The 24704-nt window shown below is 63.4% G+C and carries 22 protein-coding genes and 1 other RNA gene; 4 read left to right on the top strand and 19 right to left on the bottom strand.

The features are described 5' to 3' along the window. Both H0485_RS18190 and H0485_RS18185 read left to right on the top strand, forming a co-directional pair. Positions 1-1102, top strand: a 1102-nt coding sequence (locus H0485_RS18190) for an AMP-binding protein (protein ID WP_226937344.1), incomplete at its 5' end; no start/stop codon positions are given. Between the two features lie 191 nt (positions 1103-1293). Beyond that, positions 1294-1620: a DUF1330 domain-containing protein gene (locus tag H0485_RS18185; protein ID WP_226937343.1), complete on the top strand. Its 327-nt coding sequence runs from the start codon at positions 1294-1296 to the stop codon at positions 1618-1620. 117 nt (positions 1621-1737) lie between these two features. Here the strand turns inward: H0485_RS18185 and rpoD are convergent, their stop codons facing one another. From rpoD to H0485_RS18095, 18 genes are all read right to left on the bottom strand, one after another. Then, positions 1738-3753 carry an RNA polymerase sigma factor RpoD gene (gene rpoD / locus H0485_RS18180; RefSeq protein ID WP_226937342.1) on the bottom strand — a complete coding sequence of 672 codons (2016 nt, stop codon included), beginning with the start codon at positions 3751-3753 and terminating at the stop codon, positions 1738-1740. Positions 3754-3841: 88 nt separating this feature from the next. Next, positions 3842-5857, bottom strand: a complete 2016-nt coding sequence (gene dnaG, locus H0485_RS18175) for a DNA primase (protein ID WP_226937341.1) — start codon at positions 5855-5857, stop codon at positions 3842-3844. 194 nt (positions 5858-6051) lie between these two features. Further along, positions 6052-7356, bottom strand: a complete 1305-nt coding sequence (locus H0485_RS18170) for an NAD(P)/FAD-dependent oxidoreductase (RefSeq protein WP_226937349.1) — start codon at positions 7354-7356, stop codon at positions 6052-6054. 5 nt (positions 7357-7361) lie between these two features. Next, complete coding sequence (locus H0485_RS18165) at positions 7362-8717, bottom strand: glutamine synthetase family protein (RefSeq protein WP_226937340.1); 1356 nt, start codon at positions 8715-8717, stop codon at positions 7362-7364. Between the two features lie 41 nt (positions 8718-8758). Next, the gene (locus H0485_RS18160) at positions 8759-9460 is read right to left on the bottom strand and encodes a type 1 glutamine amidotransferase (RefSeq protein WP_226937339.1); all 702 of its coding nucleotides are present in this window, start codon (positions 9458-9460) and stop codon (positions 8759-8761) included. A gap of 106 nt (positions 9461-9566) precedes the next feature. Next, on the bottom strand, positions 9567-10901 hold the full coding sequence (locus H0485_RS18155; RefSeq protein ID WP_226937348.1) for a glutamine synthetase family protein: 1335 nt from the start codon (positions 10899-10901) through the stop codon (positions 9567-9569). A 235-nt stretch (positions 10902-11136) separates the two neighbouring features. Beyond that, positions 11137-11967: an ABC transporter permease gene (locus H0485_RS18150; protein WP_226937338.1), complete on the bottom strand. Its 831-nt coding sequence runs from the start codon at positions 11965-11967 to the stop codon at positions 11137-11139. Next, positions 11964-12845 carry an ABC transporter permease gene (locus H0485_RS18145; protein ID WP_226937337.1) on the bottom strand — a complete coding sequence of 294 codons (882 nt, stop codon included), beginning with the start codon at positions 12843-12845 and terminating at the stop codon, positions 11964-11966. Before H0485_RS18145 ends, H0485_RS18150 begins: the two co-directional genes overlap by 4 nt. A gap of 135 nt (positions 12846-12980) precedes the next feature. Beyond that, positions 12981-13694 (bottom strand): transporter substrate-binding domain-containing protein, encoded by a 714-nt coding sequence (locus H0485_RS18140; protein ID WP_226937336.1) that lies wholly within the window; start codon positions 13692-13694, stop codon positions 12981-12983. Between the two features lie 41 nt (positions 13695-13735). Further along, on the bottom strand, positions 13736-14455 hold the full coding sequence (locus tag H0485_RS18135; RefSeq protein WP_226937335.1) for an ABC transporter substrate-binding protein: 720 nt from the start codon (positions 14453-14455) through the stop codon (positions 13736-13738). A gap of 4 nt (positions 14456-14459) precedes the next feature. Continuing rightward, positions 14460-15245 carry an ABC transporter ATP-binding protein gene (locus tag H0485_RS18130; RefSeq protein ID WP_226937334.1) on the bottom strand — a complete coding sequence of 262 codons (786 nt, stop codon included), beginning with the start codon at positions 15243-15245 and terminating at the stop codon, positions 14460-14462. Between the two features lie 143 nt (positions 15246-15388). Beyond that, a complete protein-coding gene (locus H0485_RS18125) occupies positions 15389-16213 on the bottom strand; it encodes a phosphate/phosphite/phosphonate ABC transporter substrate-binding protein (protein WP_226937333.1) in 825 nt (274 codons plus the stop codon). After that, complete coding sequence (locus H0485_RS18120) at positions 16167-16607, bottom strand: tellurite resistance TerB family protein (protein ID WP_226937332.1); 441 nt, start codon at positions 16605-16607, stop codon at positions 16167-16169. Before H0485_RS18120 ends, H0485_RS18125 begins: the two co-directional genes overlap by 47 nt. Positions 16608-16697: 90 nt before the next feature. Further along, positions 16698-17600, bottom strand: coding sequence for a PhzF family phenazine biosynthesis protein (locus tag H0485_RS18115; protein WP_226937331.1), 903 nt, complete (start codon positions 17598-17600; stop codon positions 16698-16700). A 12-nt stretch (positions 17601-17612) separates the two neighbouring features. Continuing rightward, positions 17613-18389, bottom strand: a complete 777-nt coding sequence (locus H0485_RS18110; RefSeq protein WP_226937330.1) for a 23S rRNA (adenine(2030)-N(6))-methyltransferase RlmJ — start codon at positions 18387-18389, stop codon at positions 17613-17615. 294 nt (positions 18390-18683) lie between these two features. Continuing rightward, positions 18684-19592 (bottom strand): polyphosphate kinase 2, encoded by a 909-nt coding sequence (gene ppk2, locus H0485_RS18105; protein WP_226937329.1) that lies wholly within the window; start codon positions 19590-19592, stop codon positions 18684-18686. Between the two features lie 93 nt (positions 19593-19685). Then, entirely contained in the window at positions 19686-20015 is a 330-nt protein-coding gene (locus tag H0485_RS18100; protein ID WP_226937347.1) for an SMR family transporter, read from the bottom strand. A 14-nt stretch (positions 20016-20029) separates the two neighbouring features. Further along, on the bottom strand, positions 20030-20629 hold the full coding sequence (locus tag H0485_RS18095) for a TetR/AcrR family transcriptional regulator (protein ID WP_226937328.1): 600 nt from the start codon (positions 20627-20629) through the stop codon (positions 20030-20032). Between the two features lie 147 nt (positions 20630-20776). Here H0485_RS18095 and ssrA point away from each other — a divergent pair. Together ssrA and H0485_RS18085 are read left to right on the top strand one after the other, a co-directional pair. Next, positions 20777-21133, top strand: a transfer-messenger RNA (tmRNA) gene (ssrA, locus tag H0485_RS18090). Between the two features lie 264 nt (positions 21134-21397). Beyond that, positions 21398-22342 carry an MYG1 family protein gene (locus H0485_RS18085; protein WP_226937327.1) on the top strand — a complete coding sequence of 315 codons (945 nt, stop codon included), beginning with the start codon at positions 21398-21400 and terminating at the stop codon, positions 22340-22342. A gap of 10 nt (positions 22343-22352) precedes the next feature. On the opposite strand, the gene H0485_RS18080 is transcribed toward H0485_RS18085, so the two are convergent. Then, positions 22353-24626, bottom strand: coding sequence for an adenosylcobalamin-dependent ribonucleoside-diphosphate reductase (locus H0485_RS18080; RefSeq protein WP_226937326.1), 2274 nt, complete (start codon positions 24624-24626; stop codon positions 22353-22355). Between the last annotated feature and the right edge of the window lie 78 nt (positions 24627-24704).

Raw genomic sequence — 24704 nt, 5'->3', positions numbered from 1 at the left:
GGCGATGACGCATCAATATACTTTCGATTATCATGATGGCGATGTCTATTGGTGCACCGCCGATGTCGGCTGGGTCACCGGTCACAGCTATATCGTCTATGGCCCGCTGGCGAATGGCGGCACCACTCTGATGTTTGAGGGCGTGCCGACCTGGCCCGATGCCGGGCGGTTCTGGCAGGTCTGCGCCAAACATAAGGTTAATCAGTTCTATACCGCGCCGACCGCGATCCGCTCGCTGATGGGGCTGGGCGCAGAATGGGTTGAGAAACACGATCTGAGCAGCCTGAAGCTGCTTGGTACGGTTGGTGAACCTATCAACCCCGAAGCCTGGTCCTGGTACCATAAAAATGTTGGAAAAGGGCAACTGCCGATCGTCGACACTTTCTGGCAGACCGAGACCGGCGGCCATATGCTGACGCCTTTGCCAGGCGCGGTCGCCACCAAGCCGGGCTCGGCCACTGTGCCGTTCTTTGGCGTGCAGCCGGTGGTGCTCGATGCACAGACGGCCGAGCTGCAGGAAGCGGTCGAGGCCGAGGGCGTGCTGTGTATCAAAGACAGCTGGCCCGGCCAGATGCGCACGCTCTGGGGCGATCACGCCCGCTTTGAGGAGGCCTATTTCAGCCAGTATAAGGGCTATTATTTCACCGGCGACGGCTGCCGCCGCGACGCTGACGGCTATTACTGGATCACCGGCCGGGTCGATGATGTGATCAATGTCTCGGGCCACCGCATGGGCACGGCCGAGGTGGAATCGGCGCTGGTGGCGCATGAGAAAGTCGCCGAAGCGGCGGTGGTCGGCTATCCGCATGAGGTGAAGGGTCAGGGCATCTATGCCTATGTGACGCTGATGAACGGGGTGGAGCCCTCGGAGGCGCTGAAGCGCGAGCTTGAGGCTTTCGTGCGCCAGGAGATCGGCCCGATCGCCAAACCCGATCTGATCCAGTTCGCCCCCGGCCTGCCGAAAACCCGCTCGGGCAAGATCATGCGCCGCATCCTGCGCAAGATCGCCGAGAATGATTTCGCCGCGCTTGGCGATACCTCAACCCTGGCGGACCCCTCAGTCGTCGAAGACCTGATCGAAAACCGCGCCAACCGGGGCTGAGACCGGCTCAGCGCGCGAGGCAGAGGGCCGCGCCCCGGCTGGGGGCGGCCCTTTTCTTTCCGGCGCGCCTTTCCGGCAGGGCAGGGGGATTTCCTGGCCAAAAGAGGCAAGGACAGAGCCCGCAGCTTTTGGCATTCTGGCCCGGGTCCTGCCGCTGTCTGCTGGCTGCGCCCTGACAGGGAGAGAGAAAAATGAGCGCATTTCTGATCGCCGTTGTGAAAGTCATCGATCCGGCCTGGGTGCCGGATTATGCCGCCCGCGTGCATGAGATCGCCGCGAAACATGGTGGCCGCTATCTGTCGCGCAGCGGCAATATCGAGACTTTGGAAGGGGATAAAACCGATGAGACGCTGATCGCGCTGATAGAGTTCCCCGATCGCGCTGCCGCCCATGCCTTTGCCAGTGACCCGGAATATGCGCCCTATGGCGCGGCGCGCAAGGCGGGGTCGCAAAGCCATTTCCGGGTGATTGATGACAGTGACCTCGCCGGGGCGATTCCCTATCTGCCAAAGCCCTGAAAGGCAGCAGTGGGCGTCGCTGAGGCGCGCCGGAGGCCCGGGGCCAGAGGGGGCAGGGCGGGGCAGTCAGCAGGAGTGCAAAAGCAAAGGGCCCCGCACGCGGGGCCCTTTTTCAGATCACTGGTCGAGGAAGCTGCGCAGCTTGCGCGAGCGCGAGGGGTGCTTGAGCTTGCGCAAAGCCTTGGCTTCGATCTGACGGATCCGTTCGCGGGTCACGCTGAACTGCTGGCCGACCTCTTCCAGGGTGTGGTCGGTGTTCATGCCGATGCCGAAGCGCATCCGCAGCACACGTTCCTCACGCGGGGTCAGCGAGGCGAGGACGCGGGTCGTCGTCTCTTTCAGATTCTCCTGGATCGCGGAATCGAGCGGCAGGACCGCATTCTTATCCTCGATGAAGTCGCCGAGCTGGCTGTCTTCCTCATCCCCGATCGGGGTTTCGAGCGAGATCGGCTCCTTGGCGATTTTCATCACCTTACGAACCTTCTCGAGCGGCATCTGCAGCTTTTCGGCCAGCTCTTCCGGGGTCGGTTCGCGGCCGATCTCATGCAGCATCTGCCGGCCGGTGCGCACCAGCTTATTGATGGTTTCGATCATATGCACCGGGATACGGATGGTGCGGGCCTGATCGGCGATCGAGCGGGTGATGGCCTGACGGATCCACCAGGTGGCATAGGTCGAGAATTTATAGCCGCGGCGATATTCAAACTTATCGACGGCTTTCATCAGACCGATATTGCCCTCCTGGATAAGATCGAGGAACTGCAGACCACGGTTGGTGTATTTCTTGGCGATCGAGATCACGAGGCGCAGGTTGGCCTCGACCATTTCTTTCTTGGCCTGACGGGCTTCTTTCTCGCCCTTCTGCACCTGGTTCACGATGCGGCGGAATTCTGAGATATCGACACCGATATACTGGCCGACCTGGGCCATTTCGGCGCGCAGCTCCTCGACCTTGTCGCGGTTCTTCTCCATCAGGCTCTGCCAGCCCCGCGCCGCTTTCGCAGCCATACGGTCAACCCAGGAGGGGTCAAGCTCATAGCCCTGGTATTCGGCAATGAATTCCTGACGGTTGATCCGCGCGATATCGGCCAGCTTCACCATGCCCGAATTGATCGACATGATGCGCTTGTTGATGCCATAGAGCTGATCGATCAGCGCCTCGATCCGGCTGTTGTTGAGATGCAGCTCGTTGACCAGCAGCACCATCTCGCCGCGCAGCTTCTGATAGGCGGCTTCCTCGGTGGTGGTGAAGCGGCTGGAGGAAGAGATCGTCGCTTCCATCCGGGTCTGCTGCATTTCCGACAGCTGGTCGTAATTCTCGGCGATGCGCTCGAGGATCTCGAGCACTTTCGGGCGCAAAGTGGCCTCCATCGCGGCGAGCGACATATTCGAGGCGTCGTCATCCTCGTCATCATCACGCTCGCCGAGGATCGGATTGCCATCGGCATCAAGCTCGGGCTCATTGGGCGAGCGCCGTGCCGCCGGGGCGCCACCGGGGGCAACCACGCCCAGCTCATCCAGCGGCGCGCCTTCCAGCTCTTCATCGCCTTCGAGATTGCGGCCGAAGGTGGCCTCAAGGTCGATCACATCGCGCAGCAGAATGTCTTCCGACAGCAGTTCGTCGCGCCAGATGGTGATGGCCTGGAAGGTCAGCGGGCTTTCGCACAGGCCGGCGATCATCGTATTGCGGCCAGCCTCAATACGCTTGGCGATGGCGATCTCGCCCTCGCGCGACAAAAGCTCAACCGAGCCCATTTCGCGCAGATACATCCTGACCGGATCATCGGTGCGGTCGAGGGTCTCGGTGGTGGTGCCGGAGACCGCGAGTTCGCGCGAGCCCGAGCCGCCGCCGGTTTCCACCAGCTCGCCCGCGCCGGTCGAATCCTCGGCTTCCTCGCCCTCTTCATCCTCAATCACATTGATGCCCATTTCCGAGAGCATCGACATGACATCTTCGATCTGATCACCCGATACCTGATCGGGCGGCATGACGGCATTAAGCTGTTCCATCGTGATGTAACCACGCTCACGCGCGTCAGTGATCATCTTTTTGACGGCGGCCTGGCTCATATCGAGCGAGATGTCGGCCTCTTCGCCTTCTGGCTTAACGTCGTCATTTTCCTTGGGGGCCATGGATGCTCCTGCGGGGATGTGGGCGAATCACGTGGTGATAACGAATCAATAACGCGAATCACAGGGGGGGAAAGAGCGAATCGCCCAATTACTCAGGTCGGGGCTTGCCGCCCCGGCTAAAATCAATGGAATCGAACAGTTTTCTCTGTCTGTTCAGCTCCTCACGGTCCAGTTCAACCCCATTGGGGGCGATCACTGATTCTGCTTTCTGCTCCTGGGGACCTTTCTTTGCATCATGTCGGGCCTGGGCTGCTCGGGACAGGCGCCAGGTCAGCCCTTCATCAGCCAGATGTTCCAGATCCTCAACCGCTTCCGAGAGTTCAATCCGGTGCGCGCGGTCAGCCTGAAGCCAGGCGAGCGCTTCTTCCACACAGGCGGCGGCGAATTCCTCATCAGCGCGCGGTTGCAGGGCCGGCGTAACCCGGAGATGGGGGTTGGCGCGCAGCCGGTCAAGGGCATCGGGGCTGTCTGCGGCGATCAGCGCCGCCGGATCGGCCTCATGGTAATGGGTCAGCAAGAGGTTGCGCAGCCGTTCATGATCGCCGTGGTGAAACTCAATCCGCTCCAGCCCCAGCTCAAATTTTGCCACCAGCGCCGGGAAGCGCAGCAAAGTGGCAAGGATCAGCGCCTCGCGCAGCCCGTCGCCCACCGCATTCACCTCCTCGGCCTGGCCGAGCGCCGAGTTTTTCAGCGAGGCCGAGGGCGGCGCAGAGGGGTCGCCATATTTAAGCGCCAAAGCGCTGCGGCCGCTGAAGCCGCCGCCGGTACGCCGTCCGGGGGTGAAACTGCCGCCATCGGCGCGGCGCTGCGGTTTGCGGCCGGTGCGAAACAGCTCCCAGCGCAGCTCTTTGATATCCTCGCCGTAATGGCTGCGGATCGAGGGGTCGGTGATGCGCTTCAGATGCGCGCGCAGCGCCTTGTCGAGGGCCGCCTTGCGCTCGGGGCTGTCAAAGACCTTGCCCTCGGTCTCACGGGTCCAGAGCAGGCGCACCATGGGCTGGGCGCCGTCCAGCACCTCCTGCATGGCCGCGGCGCCTTTCGCTCTGATCAGATCATCGGGATCCTCGCCCTCGGGCATCAGGGCAAAGCGCAGCGCCTTGCCGGCCTCAAGCAGCGGCAGCGCGAGATCGATCACCCGCAAAGCGGCGCGCAGACCGGCCTTGTCGCCGTCGAGCGCCACCACCGGCTCATCGGCGATGCGCCACAAAAGCCGCAGCTGATCCTCGGTCACCGCCGTGCCAAGCGGTGCCACCGCGCCGGTGAAGCCCGCTTCTGAAAGCGCGATCACATCCATATAGCCCTCGGCCAGGATCACGCTCGCGCCTTTGCCCGAAGCCTCGCGGGCCCGGGCGAGATTGTAGAGATTGCGGCCCTTATCAAACAGCTCGGTCTCGGGGCCGTTCAGATATTTGGCCCGTGCATCGGCGGCCATGGCACGCCCGCCCAGCGACATCGCGCGGCCCCGGCCATCGCGGATCGGGAAGATGATACGGTCGCGGAAACGGTCATAGGGCGCGCCGCCATCCTCGGGCTTTGCACAAAGGCCCGAAGCGATGATCAGCTCGGGGGCAATGCCTTTCTGGCTCAGCGCCTGAAACAGCGCCTGGCGATTGTCAGGCGCGAAACCGATCTCCCAGCGGGCCTGGGCCTCTTCCGGGAGGCCGCGCCGGGCCAGATAGGCGCGCGCTGCGGCGGCGGGCGCGGTTTTCAGCTGCAGCCGGAACCATTTAAAGCCCTCTTCCATCACCTCAGCCAGCTGGCTGCGCCGGTCGGCCTTCTCGGCGGCACGGGCATCGCGCTCGGGCATCTGCATGCCGGCCTCCTGGGCCAGCAAAGCCACCGCCTCCATAAAGCCGATATTCTCGCTTTCCTTCAGAAAGGTCAGCACATCGCCTTTGGCCTGGCAGCCGAAGCAATAGTAAAAGCCCTTGCGGTCATCGACATGGAAGCTGGCGGATTTTTCCTGATGGAAGGGGCAGGGCGACCACCAGTCGCCCTTGGCCATATTGGACTTGCGCAGATCCCAGGTGACTTTCCGGCCAATAATGGCGGAAAGCGAGACGCGGGTGCGCAGCTCATCAAGAAAACCAGGCGGCAGGGACATGGGGCCAGTATGAGCGCTCTGCCGGCAGTGTCGAGTCGCATTCCGCAGCTGCAGGCCCGGGGCGCGGGCCTGCCCGCCCGAAGCCTGGCAGGCCCGACCCGAATATCTGCGTGGGGCAAGGGAGAGCCCGCGCGCTTTTGTCCCTTGCCCTTCATCCAAAATCCCGGCGGCGGCGGGGGCTGGCCCCCCGCGCCTTAGAGCCCCAGCCGGTCGCGGCTGCGATACCAGAGCATGGCTGCAACCAGCAAAGGCCAGCGCAGGGAATCACCGCCCGGGAAATCGCGGGCGGGCAGATCGGCCAGCAGATCAAAGCCCTCGGGCTCGCCCCGGATCGCATCGGCGACCAGCTTGCCCGCCATGGTCGAAAGCGCCACGCCATGGCCCGAACAGGCCGAGGCCGAGATGACATTCTGACCGGGGCGCAGGAAGCCCGGCATACGGTTCACCGTGATCGCCAGCGTGCCGCCCCAGGCGTAATCGATGCGGATATCTTTCAGCTGCGGATAGATCTCAAGCATCGGCTTGCGCACCAGCGCCGCAATTTCGGGGAAGCGGTAGCCATAGCTTTCCGCCCCGCCGAACAGCAGCCGGTTATCCTCGGAAAGCCGCCAGTAATTGACGATGAATTTGGTATCATGCGCGGCGATCGGCTCGGCCAGAACCTCGCGCGCGCGCGCACCTAAGGGTTCGGTGGCGATGATGAAATTATTGATCGGCATCACCCGGGCCGAGACCCTGCGGTTCAGTCTGCCGGTATAACCATTGGTCGCCAGCACCAGCTGTTTGCAGCGGATCCGCGCATGCTCCGTCTCGACCAGCGGCTCGGCCCCCGGCGTCATCGCCAGCACCTCGCTTTGTTCGAAGATCTGCGCCCCGGCCGCGCTGGCGGCTTTGGCCAGGCCGATGGCGAAGTTCAGCGGATGGATATGCCCGGCGCCGCGGTCAATATCGCCGCCTTTGAAGACCTGCGAGCCGATCAGACCACGGATCCCGGCCTGATCGAGCGGGGTGATCTGCTCATAGCCATAGTCGCGCGCCAGTTTTTCGGCATTCTGGCGGGCGTGATCCACCTCAGCGGCATGCCAGCAGCCATGCGCAATGCCAGGCTGCCAGCTGACGCCCGGCATCTGATGCTGATCAATGCGCTGGCGCACCATGGCCTTGGCGGCCTCGGCCATGTCCCAAAGCGCGCGGGCGGTCTCGCGCCCGGCGGTTTTTTCGATCCAGTCCTGATCCTGGCGCTGGCCCGAGCCGACCTGGCCGCCATTGCGGCCCGAGGCGCCAAAACCGATGCGATGCGCCTCAAGCAGCACCACCGACATCCCGGCCTCGGCCAGATGCAGCGCGGTCGAGAGGCCGGTATAGCCGCCACCGATCACACAGATATCGGCGCTTATCTCGCCCTCGGCCCGGGGGAAGGGGGCGAGGGCGACGCGCGTGGCCGCGTACCAGCTGGAGGGATATTCCCCCAGCCGGTCATTTGCATGCAGAAGGTTCACAGCCATCAGACGTTCAGGAGCAGATGCTCACGCTCCCAGGGGCTGATGACCTGCAGGAACTCTTTGTATTCGTTACGCTTTACCGAATCATAGCAGCGAATGAAATCGACCCCCATGATCTCTTTCAGCGCTTCATCCTCATCAAGCAGATCCAGCGCCTCGCCGAGGCTCACCGGGATCTCATCAGAATCGATATAGGCCGAGCCGCTGAATTCCGGGCGTGCCGGCTTTTTCTCGATCAGGCCGAGCAAGCCGCAGGCCAGGGTGGCGGCAATGCCCAGATAGGGGTTGCAGTCCATGCCCGGCAGGCGGTTCTCAATCCGGCGCGCCGCCGGGGCCGAGATCGGCACCCGCAGCCCGGTGGTGCGGTTGTCGCGGCCCCATTCGAGGTTAATCGGCGCGGCAAAATCCGGCACATAGCGGCGGTAGCTGTTCACATAGGGGGCGATCAGCGCGATGGCTGCCCCCATATGGTTCTGCATTCCGGCGATATAGTGGTTAAAGGCCTCGGTCTCGACGCCCTTCGGTCCCGCGAAGATATTCTTGCCGGTTTTGCTGTCGACAATCGAGGTGTGGATATGCATGGCAGAGCCAGGCTCATCGGCGATCGGCTTGGCCATGAAAGTGGCAAAGCAGTCATGGCGCAAAGCCGCCTCGCGGATCAGGCGCTTGAAGAAGAACACCTCATCGGCAAGCCGCAGCGGATCGCCATGCGCGAGGTTCAGCTCGATCTGACCTGCGCCGCCCTCCTGCAAAATGCCGTCAATCTCCAGCCCCTGGGCCTCGGCGAAATCATAGATATCGTCGATCACCCTGCCATATTCATCAATGGCCGAGAGTGAATAGGCCTGTTTGCCGGCGGCGCGGCGTCCGGTGCGGCCCATCGGCGGGATCACCGGCTGATTGGGGTCGAGATTGCGCGCGGTCAGGAAGAATTCCATCTCGGGCGCCACCACCGGGGTCAGGCCACGCTCGGCATAGAGGCCAATGATACGGCGCAGCACATTGCGCGGCGCAAAGGGCACATAATTGCCCTCCTGGTCCTTGGCATCATGGATCACCTGCAGGGTGATATCGGCGGTCCAGGGGGCGGCGGTCGCGGTCGACCAGTCCGGCTCAAGGATCATATCGGGCTCGGTGAAAGCATCGAACGGGCTGTCGGCCCATTCGCCGGTAATGGTTTGCAGGAAGATCGAATTCGGCAGGAAGTAATTGGTTTGTTTGGCGAATTTCGCGGCGGGCATGGCTTTGCCCCGGGCCACACCGGCAATGTCGCCGATCACGCATTCAACCTCATCAACGCGGCGGTTGCCGATATATTCCTTTGCCGCTTCCGGCAGTTTGTCAGTCCAACGGGACATGGGTCACACTTTGTTTGGGGCTGGCCCCCGCGCCGCCTGTCTCAGGCGCGGAGCTTCTCGGCCCTGGTTTGGTGATCGTGAAAGAAACGGGCGATGCGCCCGGCCATAGTTGTGGTGCCGAGCGGGGTGTCGAGCCGGTCGGTGGCTGCCTCGAGAATTTCCTGGGGCACAAGGCCGGGGCCGCGGAATTTGATCAGCCCCTCCATGAATTCGCGTCTGAATTCGGGATGCGGCTGCACGGTGAACATCCGGTCATCATAGAGCAGGGCGGCATTACCGCAGAACCCGGTCGAGGCCACAACCTCGGCCATTTCGGGCTTTTGCACCACCTGATCCTGATGCCAGGCGTTCAGCACCACTTTCTCGCCCTGGAAGTCATATTCGGTCGGGCCAACCGACCAGCCGCCCTGATATTTCTCAACCTTGCCGCCCATGGCCTGGGCGATGATCTGATGGCCAAAGCAGATGCCGACCACCGGCACATGCCCGGCATAGGCGTCGCGGATGAACTGTTCGAGCGGCGCGATGAAGGGGTGATCCTCATAGGCGCCAAAGCGCGAGCCGGTGATCAGCCAGCCATCGCATTCGGTGACGCTGGAGGGAAACTCCATATCCATCACGCAGTAGCGCCGGAACTCGAGGCCGCGATCCGCCAGCAGACGTTCGAAGAAATCGGGGTAATCACCCAGATCCGCCTTCAGGGCGTCGGGCGAAGCTCCGGTCTGCAGGATGCCGATCAGCATGGAAGAATCTACCTCAGTCTGTTTCGCCGCGACGGCGGCAAAGGATGCGCAGTGCTAAAGTGTTCCCGGCCCCGCCCCGGGTCAAGGGGGGGCCGGGGAAGGGCGGTTATACCGTGTCGAGATAGATGATCAGCTGCTCTTCCGGCGACAGCTGGTTGATGTAATGCAGCTCCTGACGCTTGGTCTGGACAAAGTTGCGCATCAGCTCACGCGGCAGGAAGCGCGCCACGCGCGGCGAATTCTCAAATGCGGCAATCGCGCTTTCCCAGGTGGTCGGGATCTGCGGCAGCTCGAGCGCATAGGAATTGCCGGTCACCGGGGCCGGCGGCTCCTCCTGATCCTCGATCCCCGAAAGCGCGGCGCCAAGGATGGCGGCCAGCATCAGATAGGGGTTCACATCACCACCGGCGACGCGGTGCTCGATCCGGCGCGCCGCCGGATTACCGGCCGGGATGCGCAGGGCGGCAGTGCGGTTCTCATAGCCCCAGCAGATCGAGGTCGGGGCATGGGCATCGGGCACCAGGCGCTCATAGCTGTTGAGATGCGGCGCAAACAGCAAAGTGGAATCATGCATCGCATCGAGGCAGCCTGCCACGGCATGGCGCAAGGTCGCCGTGCCCTTCGGCCCGCCCGAGTCAAAGATATTATCGCCCTTTTCATCGAGCACCGAGAAATGGGTATGCAGACCCGAACCCGAATAATCGGCATAGGGCTTGGCCATGAAAGAGGCGGCAAAGCCATGCCGGCGGGCCAGCCCCTTGACCAGCATCTTAAAGAGCCAGGCATCATCGGCAGCGCGAAGCGCGTCGTCGCAATGCATCAGATTGACCTCAAACTGGCCGAGCCCGGTCTCTGAGGTGGTGGTATCCGCCGGGATATCCATCGCCTCGCAGGCATCATAGAGATCGGTGAAGAAAGTGTCGAAAGCATCCAGCGCCCGGATCGACAGCGTCTCGGCCGCTTTGCGGCGCTTGCCCGAACGCGGGCTGGCGGGAACCTGCATGGTCTTGCCGCTGTCGTCGATCAGGAAAAATTCCAGCTCGATGGCGCAGACCGGGGTCAGGCCACGCGCCTTATAGCGCTCGACCACGGCGCGCAGAGCATGGCGCGGATCGCCCTCATAGGGCTGGCCGTTTTCGCGAAACATCCAGATCGGCAGCAAAGCCGAGGGCGATTCCAGCCAGGGCATCGGCATGAAGCCCCGTTCAGTCGGACGCAGAGTGCCGTCCTGGTCGCCTTCCTCAAACACCAGCGGGCTGTCGTCGATATCCTCGCCCCAGATGTCGAGATTGAGCACCGAGAACGGGAAACGCGTGCCGTCCTTGACCACTTTATCGGCAAAGCGCGCCGGAACGCGCTTACCCCTTGCCTGACCATTGAGGTCAGCCGCGGCGACCCGGATGGTGCGCACTTCGGGGTGTTTTCTGAGCCAGTCCTTCATCATCATGATATAATGCAGCAAACGTTGACGCGTCCCCGCGCGCTCGCTGTGATGGCCTTGCCCGGTCCTTTCCGGGCCGGCCCACATGATGCGCAAGGTACGGACCACGTTTCTGGTCCTTCCCTTGTTTGATCGCCTCTCCCGCCGGGCTTGGCGCCCCCGGTTCATTCTCGATCCCGGCGTGTTCCGGGCGGGTCCGGGCGGGTGCCCGGATAATTTGATCAAATATAGCCTACTATCGGATCAGCTGCGGACGCAAGCGGATTTTACGCTTCTGATGCGAGGGCAGATGCCGGTTGAGCCGGGTGTTCATCAGGCCAAAGAGCCAGATCAGCAGCAGGGTCAGCAGAATGAAATAACCGCCGACAATCGGATAGGGGATGAAGGGGTTAAAGGTCTGTCCGGCGAAATAGCTGGCATAATAAAGCGCATCGCCGCGCTGCTGGAACACCGGGAAGCCCGAGAAGAACACCAGCGTGGTGGCATGGAACAGGAAGATCGCCTCATTGGTATAGGAGGGCCAGGCCAGGCGCAGCATGGTCGGCCATTCAATGCGGCGAAAACGCTGGCGTCCGGTGATGCCATAGGCCTCGGCCGCCTCGAGATCGCCCTTCGGCACCGCCATCAGCGCGCCATAGAAGATCTCGGCGCTATAGGCTGAGGTGTTGAAAAACAGCGTGAGGGCCGCACCCGCCCAGGCATTGGCCATCCAGGCGGTCTGCAGGGTGAACAGGCCAAAGACATCGACCGAGCCGCGCAGCACCGAGGTGATGAAGAAATAGATCAGGAAGAACTGGATGAACAGCGGCGAGCCACGGAAGGTAAAGATGAACCATTCCGCCGGTTTGCGCAGCACAGCCCGGGGAGAGGCCTTGGCCAGGGCCAGGGCAATGGCAAAGCCAAAGCCAAGGGTCAGGGCCAGCAGGCCGAAATAGAGGTTCCAGATCATCCCCGAGCCGATCAGCACCAGCTGATCGCACAGGGTGATATTCGTGGTCGGCAAAGCCGCCTCGCCAAAGCCGAGCGAGCGGAAGGCATAGGCCTGAAGCGTTTCAAAACAGGTCATGCTGCGGCCTTCCGAAGGGTTTCGCCGGCCCGGGTGGCCTGGCCATGCGAGAAGCGACGCGCCAGCCGCGCCAGGAAAATCTCGGAAACCCGGGTCAGCAGCAGGTAGAAGAGGAGAAGTCCAAGGAAATAGTAAAGCCGCCAGTCAGCATGGGGATAGTCAAACCGCGCCGATTTTGACGCGCCGAGCTCGCGCGCCCAATAGACCACATCCTGAATGCCTAGCAGGAACAATAAAGGCGTCGCCTTGATCAGGATCAGCCAGAGATTGGACAGGCCTGGCAAAGCATAGGTCCACATCTGCGGCACCAGGATACGGCGAAAGCTTTGACGCGGCGACATGCCATAGGCCTCGGCGGTCTCGATCTGGGCGCGCGGCACCGCATCCATGGCGCCCTTCAGCACATTGGCGGCAAAGGCCCCGAAAACAATGGCAAAAGTCAGCACAGCCAGGGCGAAAGCATAGCTCTGATGCAGCAGATGCGAGGCGCTGTTGGGCGGCACTTTGGCGGCGGGGCAGACTTTGAACTCGCTGCCCTGGCGGATCGGCTCAGACCAGTCGGGGCAGATCACCTGATGGGTCAGCCATTCGATGCCCTGATCGAGTGCAATCACGAAGAACAGGAAAAAGACGATATCGGGAACGCCCCTCACCATCGAGGTATAGACCGAGCCGAACCAGCGCACCGGCCGGTGCAGCGAGCGCGCAGCCATCGCACCGCCAAAGCCAAAGGCCAGGGCAGCGGGGGCGGCAATCGCCAGCAGGGCCAGCACGGTCAGGAAAGAAAAATAGAATTCCATATGTTTGCCGGTCGTAAGGTAGCACGACAGCCAGGTCAGCCCTTCGAGCGTCTTGGGCGTGGCGCAGAATTCAAACATGCGGAAAGCCTGTGGCGGGGGCGCGGGGCAGCTGCCTGGGAAAATGGGCAGGCGGGTGCGCTTTGAGGATGGAAAGCAGGTGAAAAGACGGGGCCGTCAGCTGTCGCTGACGGCCCCGCAGTAAGCCGGTTCAGCTCAGAAGTGGATGCCTTCTTCGCCGAACCATTCGGTGATCAGGGTGTTGAGCGAGCCATCGGCCTTCATTTCCTGAATCGCCTTGTCGAATTTCGCTTTCAGCTCGGTGTCGGATTTGCGCAGGCCGATGCCGATACCGCCGCCCAGCAGCACATCCTCGCCGACGATCTCCAGCCCGTCGCCGACCACCGAAAGCACATAGTCCTTATCGGCCATCACCGCCTGGGCCTGACCATTGCGCACCGCAGCCACGCTCTCATCGGGGGTGGCGAATTCCAAGAGCTGCGCGCCCGAAGCGGCGACATAGGCGGCCTGGATGGTGCCGACCTGGGCCGAGACCACGCCTTCGGTCAGCGGGGTGTCAGGCGACATTGCGGCATAGGCCGAAGGCGTCGGCTGGGTGTAGTTTTCCGAGAAATTGATCAGCTCAAGGCGCTCGGGCGTGATCGACATGCCGGCCATGATCGCGTCGTAATTGCTCGACTGCAGGTTCGGGATGATCGAATCCCAGTCGTTTTTCACGAAAACGCAATCCAGCCCGGCGCGCTTGCACAGCTCGGTGCCGAGAATGATCTCGAACCCGGCCAGCTCGCCCGCGTCATTGATAAAGTTGAAGGGCTCATAAGCGCCTTCCGTGCCGATGCGGATGGTCTCGGCCGCGGCCGCGCCAAGGCTGAGGGCGGTAAGCGCGGTGGCAAGCAGCAGTTTCTTCATTCTAATCTCCCTGTAGAATCTGGTTTCGGTTTACGTCTGGTTCAGAACCAGCGCGCATTCAGTCCGGCGAGCGTTCCGTCCGCCGTTATATCAGTGATCGCCTGATCAAGCGCCGCCTTCAATGCGTGATCGCCCTTGCAAAAGGCAATGCCGGTCCCCTCATCGGGGATCAGGGCGCTGGCAACATAATCCAGCCCGGAGCTTTCAATCCCGGGGTTCAGATCCAGGCGTCCGGCAAAGGGGCCAAGCGCCAGATCGGTCGCGCCGGAGCGCACCGCCTCAAGCACCGCAGCCTCACTGGCGAGGCTGCGGTAATCAAGCCGCTCCCCGCGCAGCCAGGCCTCATGGATCGTGCCACGCTCGACCGCGATACTGGCCTCTGCGGGGGCAGGGGCACCGGGATAGCCGATGAACCATTCCTGCTCGTCACTCCAGGTATAGGGTATGGTGAAATCCACCATCACGCGGCGCTCGGGCGTGATGGCGAGGCCCCCGAGCACCACATCAAACCGCCCCTCGCTGACCCCGGGGATCAGCGCGCTGAAAGGGGCGGACTGCCATTCGCAGTCGCGGGCGGTGCGGGTGCAGATCTCTGCCATCAGCTCAACCTCAAAGCCGCTGAGCTGGCCCTGATCATCGCGCATCACATAGGGCGGGAAGCTTTCTTCCGTGCCGATCACCAGCCTGGTGCTGGCGGGCTCGCCCGCCGCCGCCAGCCAGAGCCTGGCCAGCCCGGAGGCAATCTGTGAGGCGCAGGCCATCGGTTCAGGCCGTGCTTGCCGAAAGGAAGCCGCGCAGCCGCTCAGATTTCGGCTGACCGAACAAAGCGGCGGGCGGACCTTCTTCCTCAATGCGGCCCTGATGCAGGAAAATGACGTGATCCGAGCAGTCAGCCGCCAGTTTCATATCATGGGTCACCAGCACCATGGTGCGCCCCTCCTCGGCGAGTGAGCGGATCACCCGGATCACCTCCTGCTCAAGCTCGGGATCGAGCGCCGAGGTCGGCTCATCAAACAGCAGGGCACGCGGCTCCATGCAAAGCGCGCGGGCAATGGCGGCGCGCTGCTGCTGGCCGCCCGAGAGCTGGGCGGGCCAGGCATCGGCTTTATCGGCGATACCGACTTTGGCCAGATATTCGCGGGCCTTTGCCTCAACCTCTTTCGGATCGCGGCGCATCACCGTAACCGGCGCTTCCATGACGTTTTGCAAAATGGTCAGATGCGACCAGAGGTTAAACTGCTGGAACACCATCGACAGATTGGTGCGGATCCGGGTCACCTGGGCGCGGTCAGAGGGGTGACGGCGCAGGCCTTCGCCCTTCCAGCGCACGGCTTCGCCCTCAAACTGGATCTCGCCCGCCTGGCTGTCTTCCAGCAGGTTGCAGCAGCGCAGCAAGGTCGATTTACCCGAGCCGGAGGATCCGATCAGCGAAATCACATGGCCGCGCGGGGCAGTCAGATCGACCCCTTTCAGAACCTCAAGCGGGCCATAGCTTTTATGCAGGCCGCGGACCCTGATGACGGGCGTTTCCGCTGGATGCGTTTCCCCCATTTTATCCCCTGTCACTGGTAGTCGGTCAGGCCGCCGGATGCCGGAAACCCACCGCTGATTTCTTCTCAGTAGGGCGCAGTTTGCACCCTTTTGCAATCTCGTTTCGCCGTGATCGCCCCCTCTGGCGCGGCAGTCTGACCGGCTCAGCCGTCAGATTGTGCGGGAGAGGGCGGGTTCGGGATGGCCCAATAATCTGCCTCGCCGAGAGAGACCAGAGCCTTAAGATGCAGCTGCGCGCTTTCCGCAGCGTTTAGTGCCGAAATTGCTGAACTCAGGGCCGCAAACAGGGGCAAAGGGTCGCGGCCCCTGGCGGTGATAAAGGGCAAAGCGGGGGTGGGCGGGGTGCAGGCGATCACCCGCAGGCCCCGGGCATCGCCCGATCCGTCTTCGCCCATCATCGCCCAGGTGACGGCATCCAGCGCCGCCAGATCGGCTTTGCCCGCGCGCAAAGCCGCCGCCGAGGCGCGGTGCCCGCCGCTGCGGTAAACCGGATTCAGCCGGACCTGGTTTTCGCGGGCAAACTGCCAGGGCGCGGCCCAGCCTGACTGTGAGAGATCCTCATTCCAGGCAAAGCGGGCGTGGCTGAATTCGGCAAAGCTTTCGCGCGGATCATCCTGCCGCGCCACCAGCACCGAATGGTAATGCCCGGGCGGGGTATCGGCGAGGCCGTGATCGGCGGCACCGATCAGCGTGACCCGGCCGCGCAGCAGGGTGCGCAACGGATAGCCGCAGGTTTGCGACAGCAAAAGCGCCGGATCCTGCCAGGCCGGAAGCCAGGCCCCGGGCCCGCGCGTCAGCGCGGCGGGGGCGGCAATGGCATGATCGGCAAGCGCTTCGCGGATCAGCGCCCAGAGCCGGTCGAGGGCTGCCGCATTGGCCGGACTGTCATACATGCCCAGCGATGCGATCAGCCCGGCCATATCAGAGGCTGCGCTCAGCGCGCTGACGCGCCCCGGCGCTCTGGACATCGGTGATTCCGAGCAGGCTGGCGACCATGCGCAGCAGCTGATCCTCCTCGGCATCGCGCGAGCCATCGGCCAGCGCCACCGACCAGAGCGCCTGCATCAGCCCGGCGCGCTCTTCCGGTTCGGTCGCTTCTTTCAGCGCCCGGGTGAAGCGCACGGTATCGGGGGCCTCGGCCTCAAATGTCTCGGCCCCGGCGCGCAGCTTTGCGGCCTCAAAGGCATCCAGCCCATAGGTGGCCGAAAGCACCCGGTCGATACGCTCGACCTCTTCCACCGCATAAAGCCCGTCGGTGCGGGCAATGCGGACCAGCAGCGCGGCCAGGGCCAGCTGCGCATCGGGGACAGTGAGTTTCTCAGGGGCGGGGGCCAGCAGGCGGCGCAGGAGTGCTTCGATCATTGCGGCAGAATAACGCCGGAGAAAGCCCTGCGCCAGCGCGCTCTCACGGCGGGGGCTGTCCTTTGCCCGCTCCAGGGCGGGGGGGGCGCTTCAGGGGCGGCGGATCCGCCCCTCGCTGACCGGCACGGCCGCACCGGCAATGCGGATCTCGCGCAGCGCGCCGCCGCTTACCCTGATGGTCAGACGCAGATCGGACTGGCGGCCCATTTCCACGCCCTGCTGCAGCGAGAAGACCTGCTCTCCCTCGCTGAGGCGCTGGTTCTGCAACAGCCAGGCTGCCAGGATCGCGCTGGCCGAGCCGGTGGCGGGATCTTCGGGGATACCAGCGCCGGGGCTGAACATCCGGGCGCGGAAGGCGGCCGGGCCGGTCGGGGTGAAGAGATAGGCGGAATCGACCCCGGCGGTCTGCATGATCCCGGACCAGGCGGGCTCAGAGGGGCGGGCCCGGCCGAGGGCCCCGAGGTCTTTTACCGGCACATAAAGAAAGCGCGGGCCGCCCTCAAACACCCCGGCCGGCGCATCGGAGAGATCCCCGGGCGCGAGGCCGAGCGCGGTGGCAATGCGGCTGCGCTCCGGCAGCTCTCCGGCCGCAAAAGGCAGGACCGGGGCAATGAATTCGGCGCTGACCCGGCCTGCGCGACGGATGACCCGGACCGGCACCAGGCCCGCCTCTTCCTCAAGCGTGATGTCTTTATCGAAATCGCCGCTTTCATTCTGCGAAGCCAGATGAATGGCGCAGCCAATGGTCGGATGGCCGGCAAAGGGGATCTCGGCGGTCGGGAAAAAGATCCGCACCCTGGCACTATGCGCCGGATCACGCGGCTTCTGGATGAAAATGGTTTCCGAGAGGTTGAATTCGGCGGCAATGGTCTGCATCTGCGCCGGGCTCAGCCCATCCGCGCCTGAAACCACCGCCAGCGGATTGCCGCGAAACGGGGTCTCGGTAAAGACGTCAAGCGTATGGAACTGCAGAAACTCTGTCATCACGGCCATTCTTTTCCCCCTTCAGAGCCTGGCAAAGAGCTCATCGAGCCGGGCGCATTCATCCTCGATTCCCCAGGGCGGATTGACGATGAACATGCCGCTGCCCACCATCCGGTGGCCCTCACGGGCCGGCGGGAAGGTGACCTCATGGCAGAGCGCGCCCTCATGCTGGGATTTCAGCGTGCGGATCATCTGCAGATGGGCGCCGCTTTTCAGGATCGGATACCAGAGCATCAGAATGCCGACATTCCATTTGCGCGCCACCTGGGCAAAGACTTTGGGGATGCGCTCGTAATCCTCTTTCACCTCATAGGAGGGATCGACCAGCATCAGCCCGCGCCGTGGTGTCGGCGGCGTAATGGCCAGCGCCATATCCAGCCCGTCCTCGCGGCGGATATGCGCGCCCCAATCGCCAAGCGCCTCTTTCAGCGCGGCATTTTCCTGGGGATGCAGCTCGGCCAGATGCAGGCTATCGGTCTCGCGCAGGCCCAGAGCGGCAATCAGTGGCGAGCCGGGATAGCAGTCAGCGCCGAACATGGCGCGGGTCTCGTCCAGCCGTTCGCGGTAGGGATGGCCTTCCGGGAAGGCCTGATCCAGCCGCCCGATGCCCTGTTCGGCCTCGCCGGTTTTCAGCGCCTCGGGCCCCGAGAGCCGGTACAATCCGCGCCCGGCATGGGTTTCGATATAGCTGAGCGGTTTGTCTTTTTGCGTCAGATAATCGAGCACCGTGGCCAGAATGGCGTGTTTCTGGACATCGGCAAGATTACCGGCATGGAAGGCGTGTTGATATGAAAGCATAAGCTGTCCTCGCAGGCGGCGCGCCCCGGGTCAAGCGGGCCGAGTACGGGCCGGGGCCGCTGCGGCGGATTGTGCCTTTTCGCCGGGAGATTTGCCGCGCTGGCACAGGCCGCGCTGGCTCCGCCCGGGGCGGGCACAGGCCGGGCAGGCAAAGGCGGGGCGGGGCGCCCGCATTTTCATCTGTCCTGAAATATCCCCGCCGGAGGCTTCCGGCGCGGCTCGCGCCGGACCTGCAGACCGCGGCGGGGATCAGTCCTCCGGGGATCAGTCGCCCCGGGATAAGTCAGGCCGGGATCAGTATTTCTGCGGCACATAGAGCTCGGGCGGCAGCACCGCGCGCTCATAATCAGGATTGAACACCCGCTCGGGCAGCTGGATTTCCTCGACGGGGATATCCTCATAGTCAAACAGCGAGAGCAGGTGGTCGATGCAATTGAGCCGCGCCCGCTTTTTATCGGTGCCCTCGACAATATACCAGGGGGCCTCATCGATATTGCTGCGTGCCAGCATCTCTTCCTTGGCCTTGGTATAATCCTCCCAGCGCACCCGGCTCTGCAGATCCATCGGCGAGAGCTTCCATTGCTTCATCGGATCATGGATGCGCATCAGAAAGCGCATCTGCTGTTCCTCATCGGTGATCGAGAACCAGTATTTCACCACTTTGATGCCCGAGCGTACCAGCATCCGCTCAAATTCCGGCACATCCTGGAAGAACTGCTCAACCTGATCCTCGCTGGCAAATCCCATCACCCTCTCGACCCCGGCGCGGTTGTACCAGGAGCGGTCGAAGAGCACGATCTCGCCGCCGGCCGGCAGATGCGGCACATAGCGCTGGAAATACCACTGGGTCTTTTCCCGGTCGGAAGGCGCCGGCAGGGCGACGGTGCGCACCACGCGCGGATTGAGGCGCTGGGTGATGCGTTTGATTGCGCCGCCTTTCCCGGCAGAATCGCGGCCCTCGAAAATCACCACCACCTTTTCCTTATGGTGCTGCACCCAGGATTGCAGCCGGATCAGCTCGGCCTGGAGCTGGATCAGCGCGCGCAGATAATCGCGCCGCTCCATGCTGGGGCCATGATGCTTTTTATAGATCCGCGCGATCTCCAGCGACAGTTCAGCATCTTCCAGTTCAAGCTCATAATCCTCGTCAAAACTGTCGGAGAGTTCGGCTTCAAGCCAGTCCATCGGGGTCTGTTCGCTCATCGCATCCGTCACGGGGTTAGCAGGTACTGGCCCTGTTCTGCCGGTGAATCGTTTCGATTATGTAACAGCTGCCAGCGCCCGGCGGCTTTGTGCCTAATGCGGCGTCGCCGACGAGAAGAGGTTAATCACCAGCACGCCCGAGAGGATCAGCCCGATGCCGATCACCGCTGGCAGGTCGAGCGCCTGTTTCAGCCAGATCCAGCCAATGCCCGAGATCAGCACAATGCCAAAGCCCGACCAGATCGCATAGGCAATGCCCACCGGCAGGGTCTTCAGGGCATGCGACAGGAAGTAAAACGCCCCGGCATAGCAGAGCAGCATGCCAAGGGTCGGCAGCAGCCGCGTAAACTGTTTGGTCTGCGGCAGCAGCGAGGTGCCGAGCACCTCCATTGAGACCGCGAGGATCAGGGTGCCATAGGTCATGAGGTTCGTGGCCATCAGAAAACCTTGTCTGAGGAAGGGGGCGGAAGACGGGTCAGGGGCAGCATAGCGGCCAGCAGCGCCTCAGCGGGCTGGCGCAGATCGGGGGCGACCTGCCACAGATCGGCCAGCCAGAGCCCGTCGGCGCTGTGGCGCAGGATCTCGAGCTGCAGGCCGTGATCGGTGGCGCGGTGGCGGCTCAGCGCCGCCCGCAGCCAGTCTGACCAGCGCTGGCGCGCCGGGGCGCTGAGCAGCAGCACCGCATTCAGCGCTGCGCTGTCAGCGGGTGCTGGCGCCAGCGTGGCGCGGATATAGGCGCGGGTGAAGCGGCCACAGGCCGCTGGTGGCTCCTCGGCCAGCGCGGCTTCAATCGCCTGGTTGAAAGCATCGAGCAGCTCGTCGAAAAGCACAGAGATCAGCGCATCTTTATCGGCAAAATGATGAAACAGCCCGCCCTTGGTCACCCCGGCCCGGCGCGCAACCGCCTGCACCGTCACCGCGCCGATCCCGCCCTCAAGCGCCAGGGCTGCGGCTGCCTCGAGCAGATTGCGCCGCACCAGTTCGGGCTGGCGGCGACGCGGGGCAGGGGTGGTGGGGCGGTTTGGGGGCTGATCCATTTCTGAATTACATACCGAATGGTATGTTAATGGCAAGAGGGTTTCGCGCCCGCGAACCGCCTGATCGCAGCAGAGGCCCGCCGCGCGATATCCGCGCCCGGGGGACGCCCCCCGCCTGCACTTCAGACTGCACTTCAGACTGTGCCGCCGCTTGCGCCCGCCCGCCGCCGCGCCTATATTGCTTTTTGTCCGGGGCCTGCTCCGGACTATGGCGATAAACGCACCTGTAATAGACGGCTCGGACCCGGGGGCGGTACCCGGCGGCTCCACCATTTCTCCCGGCATTGCGGGCGTGTGGGGCCGAAACAGGATCGACGGACGTTCAAAGAGGCCAGCTTTTGCTCGGTGAGGTACCACCGTTATCGGTCCATGATCACAGTTGCCAATGACAACCGTGCTCCGGTGGCGATGGCTGCGTAAGCAGCTCTCAATACCAAACCTAAGCCCTTACGCTTAGCCGCGTAAGGCGGGGTTCGCAGGTACCTGGCAACAGAAACCTGCACTTCCTCCCCCAAATCTCCCATAACTCCCCAAAAATACTGAGATTATTCTGCTCAGCGCTCCACCGGCGCACAGGGGGCGGCCATAGTGTCTGCCATGATAAAAAAGCAGAGCGCGGGGCCGGTCTGTTCCTGGTTTTTGCGCGATTTTGTTGTTTTCGTAACGAAAATGTATAAAATTCTACATCGAATACTGGCGACAGGCGGGTGGTTTGGCAGTATTGGCGATTTATCCATTTGCCGCGGACGGGATGCCGAAGGAGTTTTTATGTCAGTCGCTTACCTTGTGACCCATTCCGGCGGCTTTCATGCCGATGAGCTGTTATCCTCGGTCATCCTGACCCGGCTCTATCCCGGGGCGCAGATCCTGCGCAGCCGCGATCCGAAGGTCATCACCCCGGCAGCTGATCGCCTGATCTATGATGTGGGCCGCGATTATGATGCTGCGCGCGGCATTTTCGACCATCATCAGAAAGACGCGCCTTTGCGTGAGGATGGTCAGCCCTATAGCTCTTTCGGGCTGATCTGGCGGCATTTCGGCCATGATTATCTGCGGGCCTCGGGCGTGCCAGAGGCTGAGATTGCCGCGATTCATGCCAGCTTTGACCGTCGCTTCGTGCTGCCGGTCGATCTGACCGATAATGGCGCGACCGATCCGGGCGAGACCGGCGGCCCGCTGGCGGATCTGACCCTGCCGGTGCTGCTCGAAAGCCTGAAGCCGGTGTTCGATGACCGATCAGAAGGGGCTGAGGACCGGGCGTTCCACACGGCGCTGGGCATTGCCCGGGCCTTTGTTGAGGCGGCGATCCGGCGCAAGGCGGCGCGGGCGCGGGCCGATGGTGTGGTGATGGCGGCGATTGCGGCGGCGGGAAGTTCAGCGGTGCTGGAACTGCCCCAGGGCATGCCCTTCCGTTCGGCCGTTGTGAAGGCGAAAGCCGATCATCTGCTGTTCGTGGTTCACCCGCGCGACAAAGACTGGACGCTGACTGGCATCCGCCTCAGCGATGAGGGGTTTGAGCAGCGCGCCGATCTGCCCGCCGCCTGGGCCGGGCTGACCGATCACGAGCTCGAGGCGGCCTCGGGCGTGAAAGGCGCGAAATTCTGCCATAACGGCAGGTTCATTGCCGTGGCCGCCAGCCGCGAGGCGATTCTGGCCATGGCCGGGCTGGCAGTGGCTGAGGCGCAGGCGGCGGCAGTGGCAGAGGCGATCTGACGCCGGGGCCTCAGCCGCATTTTGAATAGCCGCAGCTATTGCAGGTCAGGCAGCCCTCGGCCTGGCGCAGATCAAAGCCGCCACAGGCCGGGCAGGCCTTGCCAGGCCGGGCCCCGTGCGGCGGGGTGAAAGGCGGCCTCGCCTCCCCCGGGACGGGGCCCGGCCGCTCAGCGGTGATAAAGCCGGTGGCGATCATATGCTGTTCGATCACCCCGCCAATGGCGGCCAGAATCGAGGGGATATAGCTGCCCTCAATCCAGGCCCCGCCGCGCGGATCAAACACGGCCTTCAGTTCGCCCACCACGAAAGAGACATCGCCGCCGCGCCGGAACACCGCCGAGATCATCCGGGTCAGCGCCACGGTCCAGGCGAAATTTTCCATATTTTTTGAATTGATGAACAGCTCAAACGGCCGCCGTTGCCCGGCCTCGGCAATGTCATTGATGGTGATGTAAAGCGCATGTTCGGAGCCGGGCCAGCGGATCTTATAGGTCTCGCCCGAGAGGGTGGCGGGGCGGGGCAGCGGTGTGTCATGGCTGGCCGGGAGCGCGGCAGGGGCAGGGCTGGCCTCAGCCGCGGGACTGGCCGCGAGCACCGCGCCGGTCACCGCATTGGGGCGATAGGTGGTGCAGCCCTTGCAGCCCTGCTCCCAGGCCGAGCGATAGACATCGCGGAAGGCATCAAAACTGATATCTTCAGGAACATTGATGGTTTTCGAGATCGAACTGTCGATATGGCGCTGTGCCGCCGCCTGCATCCGGATGTGATCTTCCGGCCCGAGGTCCTGGGCGGTGACGAAATAATCGGGCAGTGCGGCGGCGCCGAATCTTGCCCGCCACAGCGCCAGGGCCGGATCCTGCACCAGCTGCTCTGCGCGGCTGCCGTCTTTCAGCAGGATTTTGCGGCGAAATTCCCAGGCGAAAACCGGTTCGATCCCGGATGAGACATTGCCGGCATAAAGCGAGATTGTTCCGGTCGGCGCGATTGAGGTCAGAAGCGCATTGCGGATCCCGTCCTGCGCCACCGCAGCGCGGATCTGCGCCTCCATGCGCTGCATATTGCCCGAGGCCAGATAGGCCTCGGGCTGAAACAGCGGGAAGGGGCCGCGCTCGCGCGCCAGCCCGACCGAGGCGAGGCAGGCGGCGCGGCTGATCTGGCCGAGCCAGTCCTCGCATTGCTGCGCCGCCGCCGCGCTGCCATAGCGCAGGCGGCACAGGATCAGCGCATCGGCCAGGCCGGTGACACCGAGGCCGATGCGCCGTTTGGCCCGGGCCTCTTCCTGCTGCTGCGGCAAAGGAAAGCGCGAGACATCAATGACATTATCCATCATCCGCACCGCCGTGGCGGTAAGGCCTGCCAGCTCCTCCGGGTCGATCCGGGCCTGATCGCTGAAGGCCTCGCGCACCAGTGCAGCGAGGTTGATCGAGCCCAGCAGGCAGGCGCCATAGGGCGGCAGCGGCTGCTCGCCACAGGGATTGGTGGCGCTGATCGTTTCGGCATAATGCAGATTGTTCATCTGATTGACCCGGTCGATGAAGATCACCCCCGGCTCGGCAAAATCATAGGTCGCGCGCATGATCTGATCCCAGAGCGCGCGGGCCGGCAGGCTGCGGTAGCTCTCGCCGCCAAAGCGCAGCTCCCAGGGAGCATCGGCTTCGACCGCCGCCATGAAAGCATCACTGACCAGCACCGAAAGGTTGAAATTGCGCAGCCGCGCCGGATCGGCTTTGGCGGCAATAAAGGCCTCAATATCAGGGTGATCGCAGCGCAGGCAGGCCATCATCGCGCCGCGCCGCGCGCCGGCTGACATGATGGTGCGGCACATCGCATCCCAGACATCCATGAAGGACAAAGGCCCCGAAGCATCGGCCGCGACCGAGGCCACAAGCGCGCCTCTGGGCCGGATGGTCGAGAAGTCATAGCCGATGCCACCACCCTGCTGCATGGTCAGCGCCGCCTCTTTCAGCGCCTGAAATATGCCCTCGAGACTGTCGGGAATGGTGCCCATGACAAAGCAGTTAAACAGCGTCACGCCGCGCCCGGTGCCCGCGCCCGCAAGGATGCGTCCGGCTGGCAGGAAGCGAAACCCCTCCAGCGCGGCGGTAAATTCGGCCTCGCGTGCTGCGGGATCGGCCTCGGGCGCGGCGAGCGCGCGCGCCACCCTGGCCCAGCTGTCGCGAACACCGGCTTCCAGCGGCGTGCCATCCGCCGATTTCAGCCGGTATTTCATATCCCAGATCTGCTCTGAGATGGCATTGGGGAAGGCTGAACTGGCATCACGCATCCGGAGACCCTTTCTCAGGCCGGTCGCAGCAGGGGCAGTCAGACAGCAGTCAGAGCGGCAGGGCCGGGGCGCTGCGGG

The sequence above is a fragment of the Pseudogemmobacter faecipullorum genome (genome assembly GCF_020539525.1).
Classification (GTDB): Bacteria; Pseudomonadota; Alphaproteobacteria; order Rhodobacterales; family Rhodobacteraceae; genus Pseudogemmobacter; species Pseudogemmobacter faecipullorum.
Note: the sequence above shows the minus strand (reverse complement) of the source record. Positions and strands in the feature narration are given on the sequence as shown.

Coding starts and splice junctions, on each gene's coding strand:
- H0485_RS18185 (WP_226937343.1), top strand. CDS start 1,294: ATGAGCGCATTTCTGATCGCCGTTGTGAAAGTCATCGATCCGGCCTGG.
- rpoD (WP_226937342.1), bottom strand. CDS start 3,753: ATGGCCCCCAAGGAAAATGACGACGTTAAGCCAGAAGGCGAAGAGGCC.
- dnaG (WP_226937341.1), bottom strand. CDS start 5,857: ATGTCCCTGCCGCCTGGTTTTCTTGATGAGCTGCGCACCCGCGTCTCG.
- H0485_RS18165 (WP_226937340.1), bottom strand. CDS start 8,717: ATGTCCCGTTGGACTGACAAACTGCCGGAAGCGGCAAAGGAATATATC.
- H0485_RS18160 (WP_226937339.1), bottom strand. CDS start 9,460: ATGCTGATCGGCATCCTGCAGACCGGAGCTTCGCCCGACGCCCTGAAG.
- H0485_RS18155 (WP_226937348.1), bottom strand. CDS start 10,901: ATGAAGGACTGGCTCAGAAAACACCCCGAAGTGCGCACCATCCGGGTC.
- H0485_RS18150 (WP_226937338.1), bottom strand. CDS start 11,967: ATGACCTGTTTTGAAACGCTTCAGGCCTATGCCTTCCGCTCGCTCGGC.
- H0485_RS18145 (WP_226937337.1), bottom strand. CDS start 12,845: ATGTTTGAATTCTGCGCCACGCCCAAGACGCTCGAAGGGCTGACCTGG.
- H0485_RS18140 (WP_226937336.1), bottom strand. CDS start 13,694: ATGAAGAAACTGCTGCTTGCCACCGCGCTTACCGCCCTCAGCCTTGGC.
- H0485_RS18135 (WP_226937335.1), bottom strand. CDS start 14,455: ATGGCCTGCGCCTCACAGATTGCCTCCGGGCTGGCCAGGCTCTGGCTG.
- H0485_RS18130 (WP_226937334.1), bottom strand. CDS start 15,245: ATGGGGGAAACGCATCCAGCGGAAACGCCCGTCATCAGGGTCCGCGGC.
- H0485_RS18125 (WP_226937333.1), bottom strand. CDS start 16,213: ATGTCCAGAGCGCCGGGGCGCGTCAGCGCGCTGAGCGCAGCCTCTGAT.
- H0485_RS18120 (WP_226937332.1), bottom strand. CDS start 16,607: ATGATCGAAGCACTCCTGCGCCGCCTGCTGGCCCCCGCCCCTGAGAAA.
- H0485_RS18115 (WP_226937331.1), bottom strand. CDS start 17,600: ATGGCCGTGATGACAGAGTTTCTGCAGTTCCATACGCTTGACGTCTTT.
- H0485_RS18110 (WP_226937330.1), bottom strand. CDS start 18,389: ATGCTTTCATATCAACACGCCTTCCATGCCGGTAATCTTGCCGATGTC.
- ppk2 (WP_226937329.1), bottom strand. CDS start 19,592: ATGAGCGAACAGACCCCGATGGACTGGCTTGAAGCCGAACTCTCCGAC.
- H0485_RS18100 (WP_226937347.1), bottom strand. CDS start 20,015: ATGACCTATGGCACCCTGATCCTCGCGGTCTCAATGGAGGTGCTCGGC.
- H0485_RS18095 (WP_226937328.1), bottom strand. CDS start 20,629: ATGGATCAGCCCCCAAACCGCCCCACCACCCCTGCCCCGCGTCGCCGC.
- H0485_RS18085 (WP_226937327.1), top strand. CDS start 21,398: ATGTCAGTCGCTTACCTTGTGACCCATTCCGGCGGCTTTCATGCCGAT.
- H0485_RS18080 (WP_226937326.1), bottom strand. CDS start 24,626: ATGCGTGATGCCAGTTCAGCCTTCCCCAATGCCATCTCAGAGCAGATC.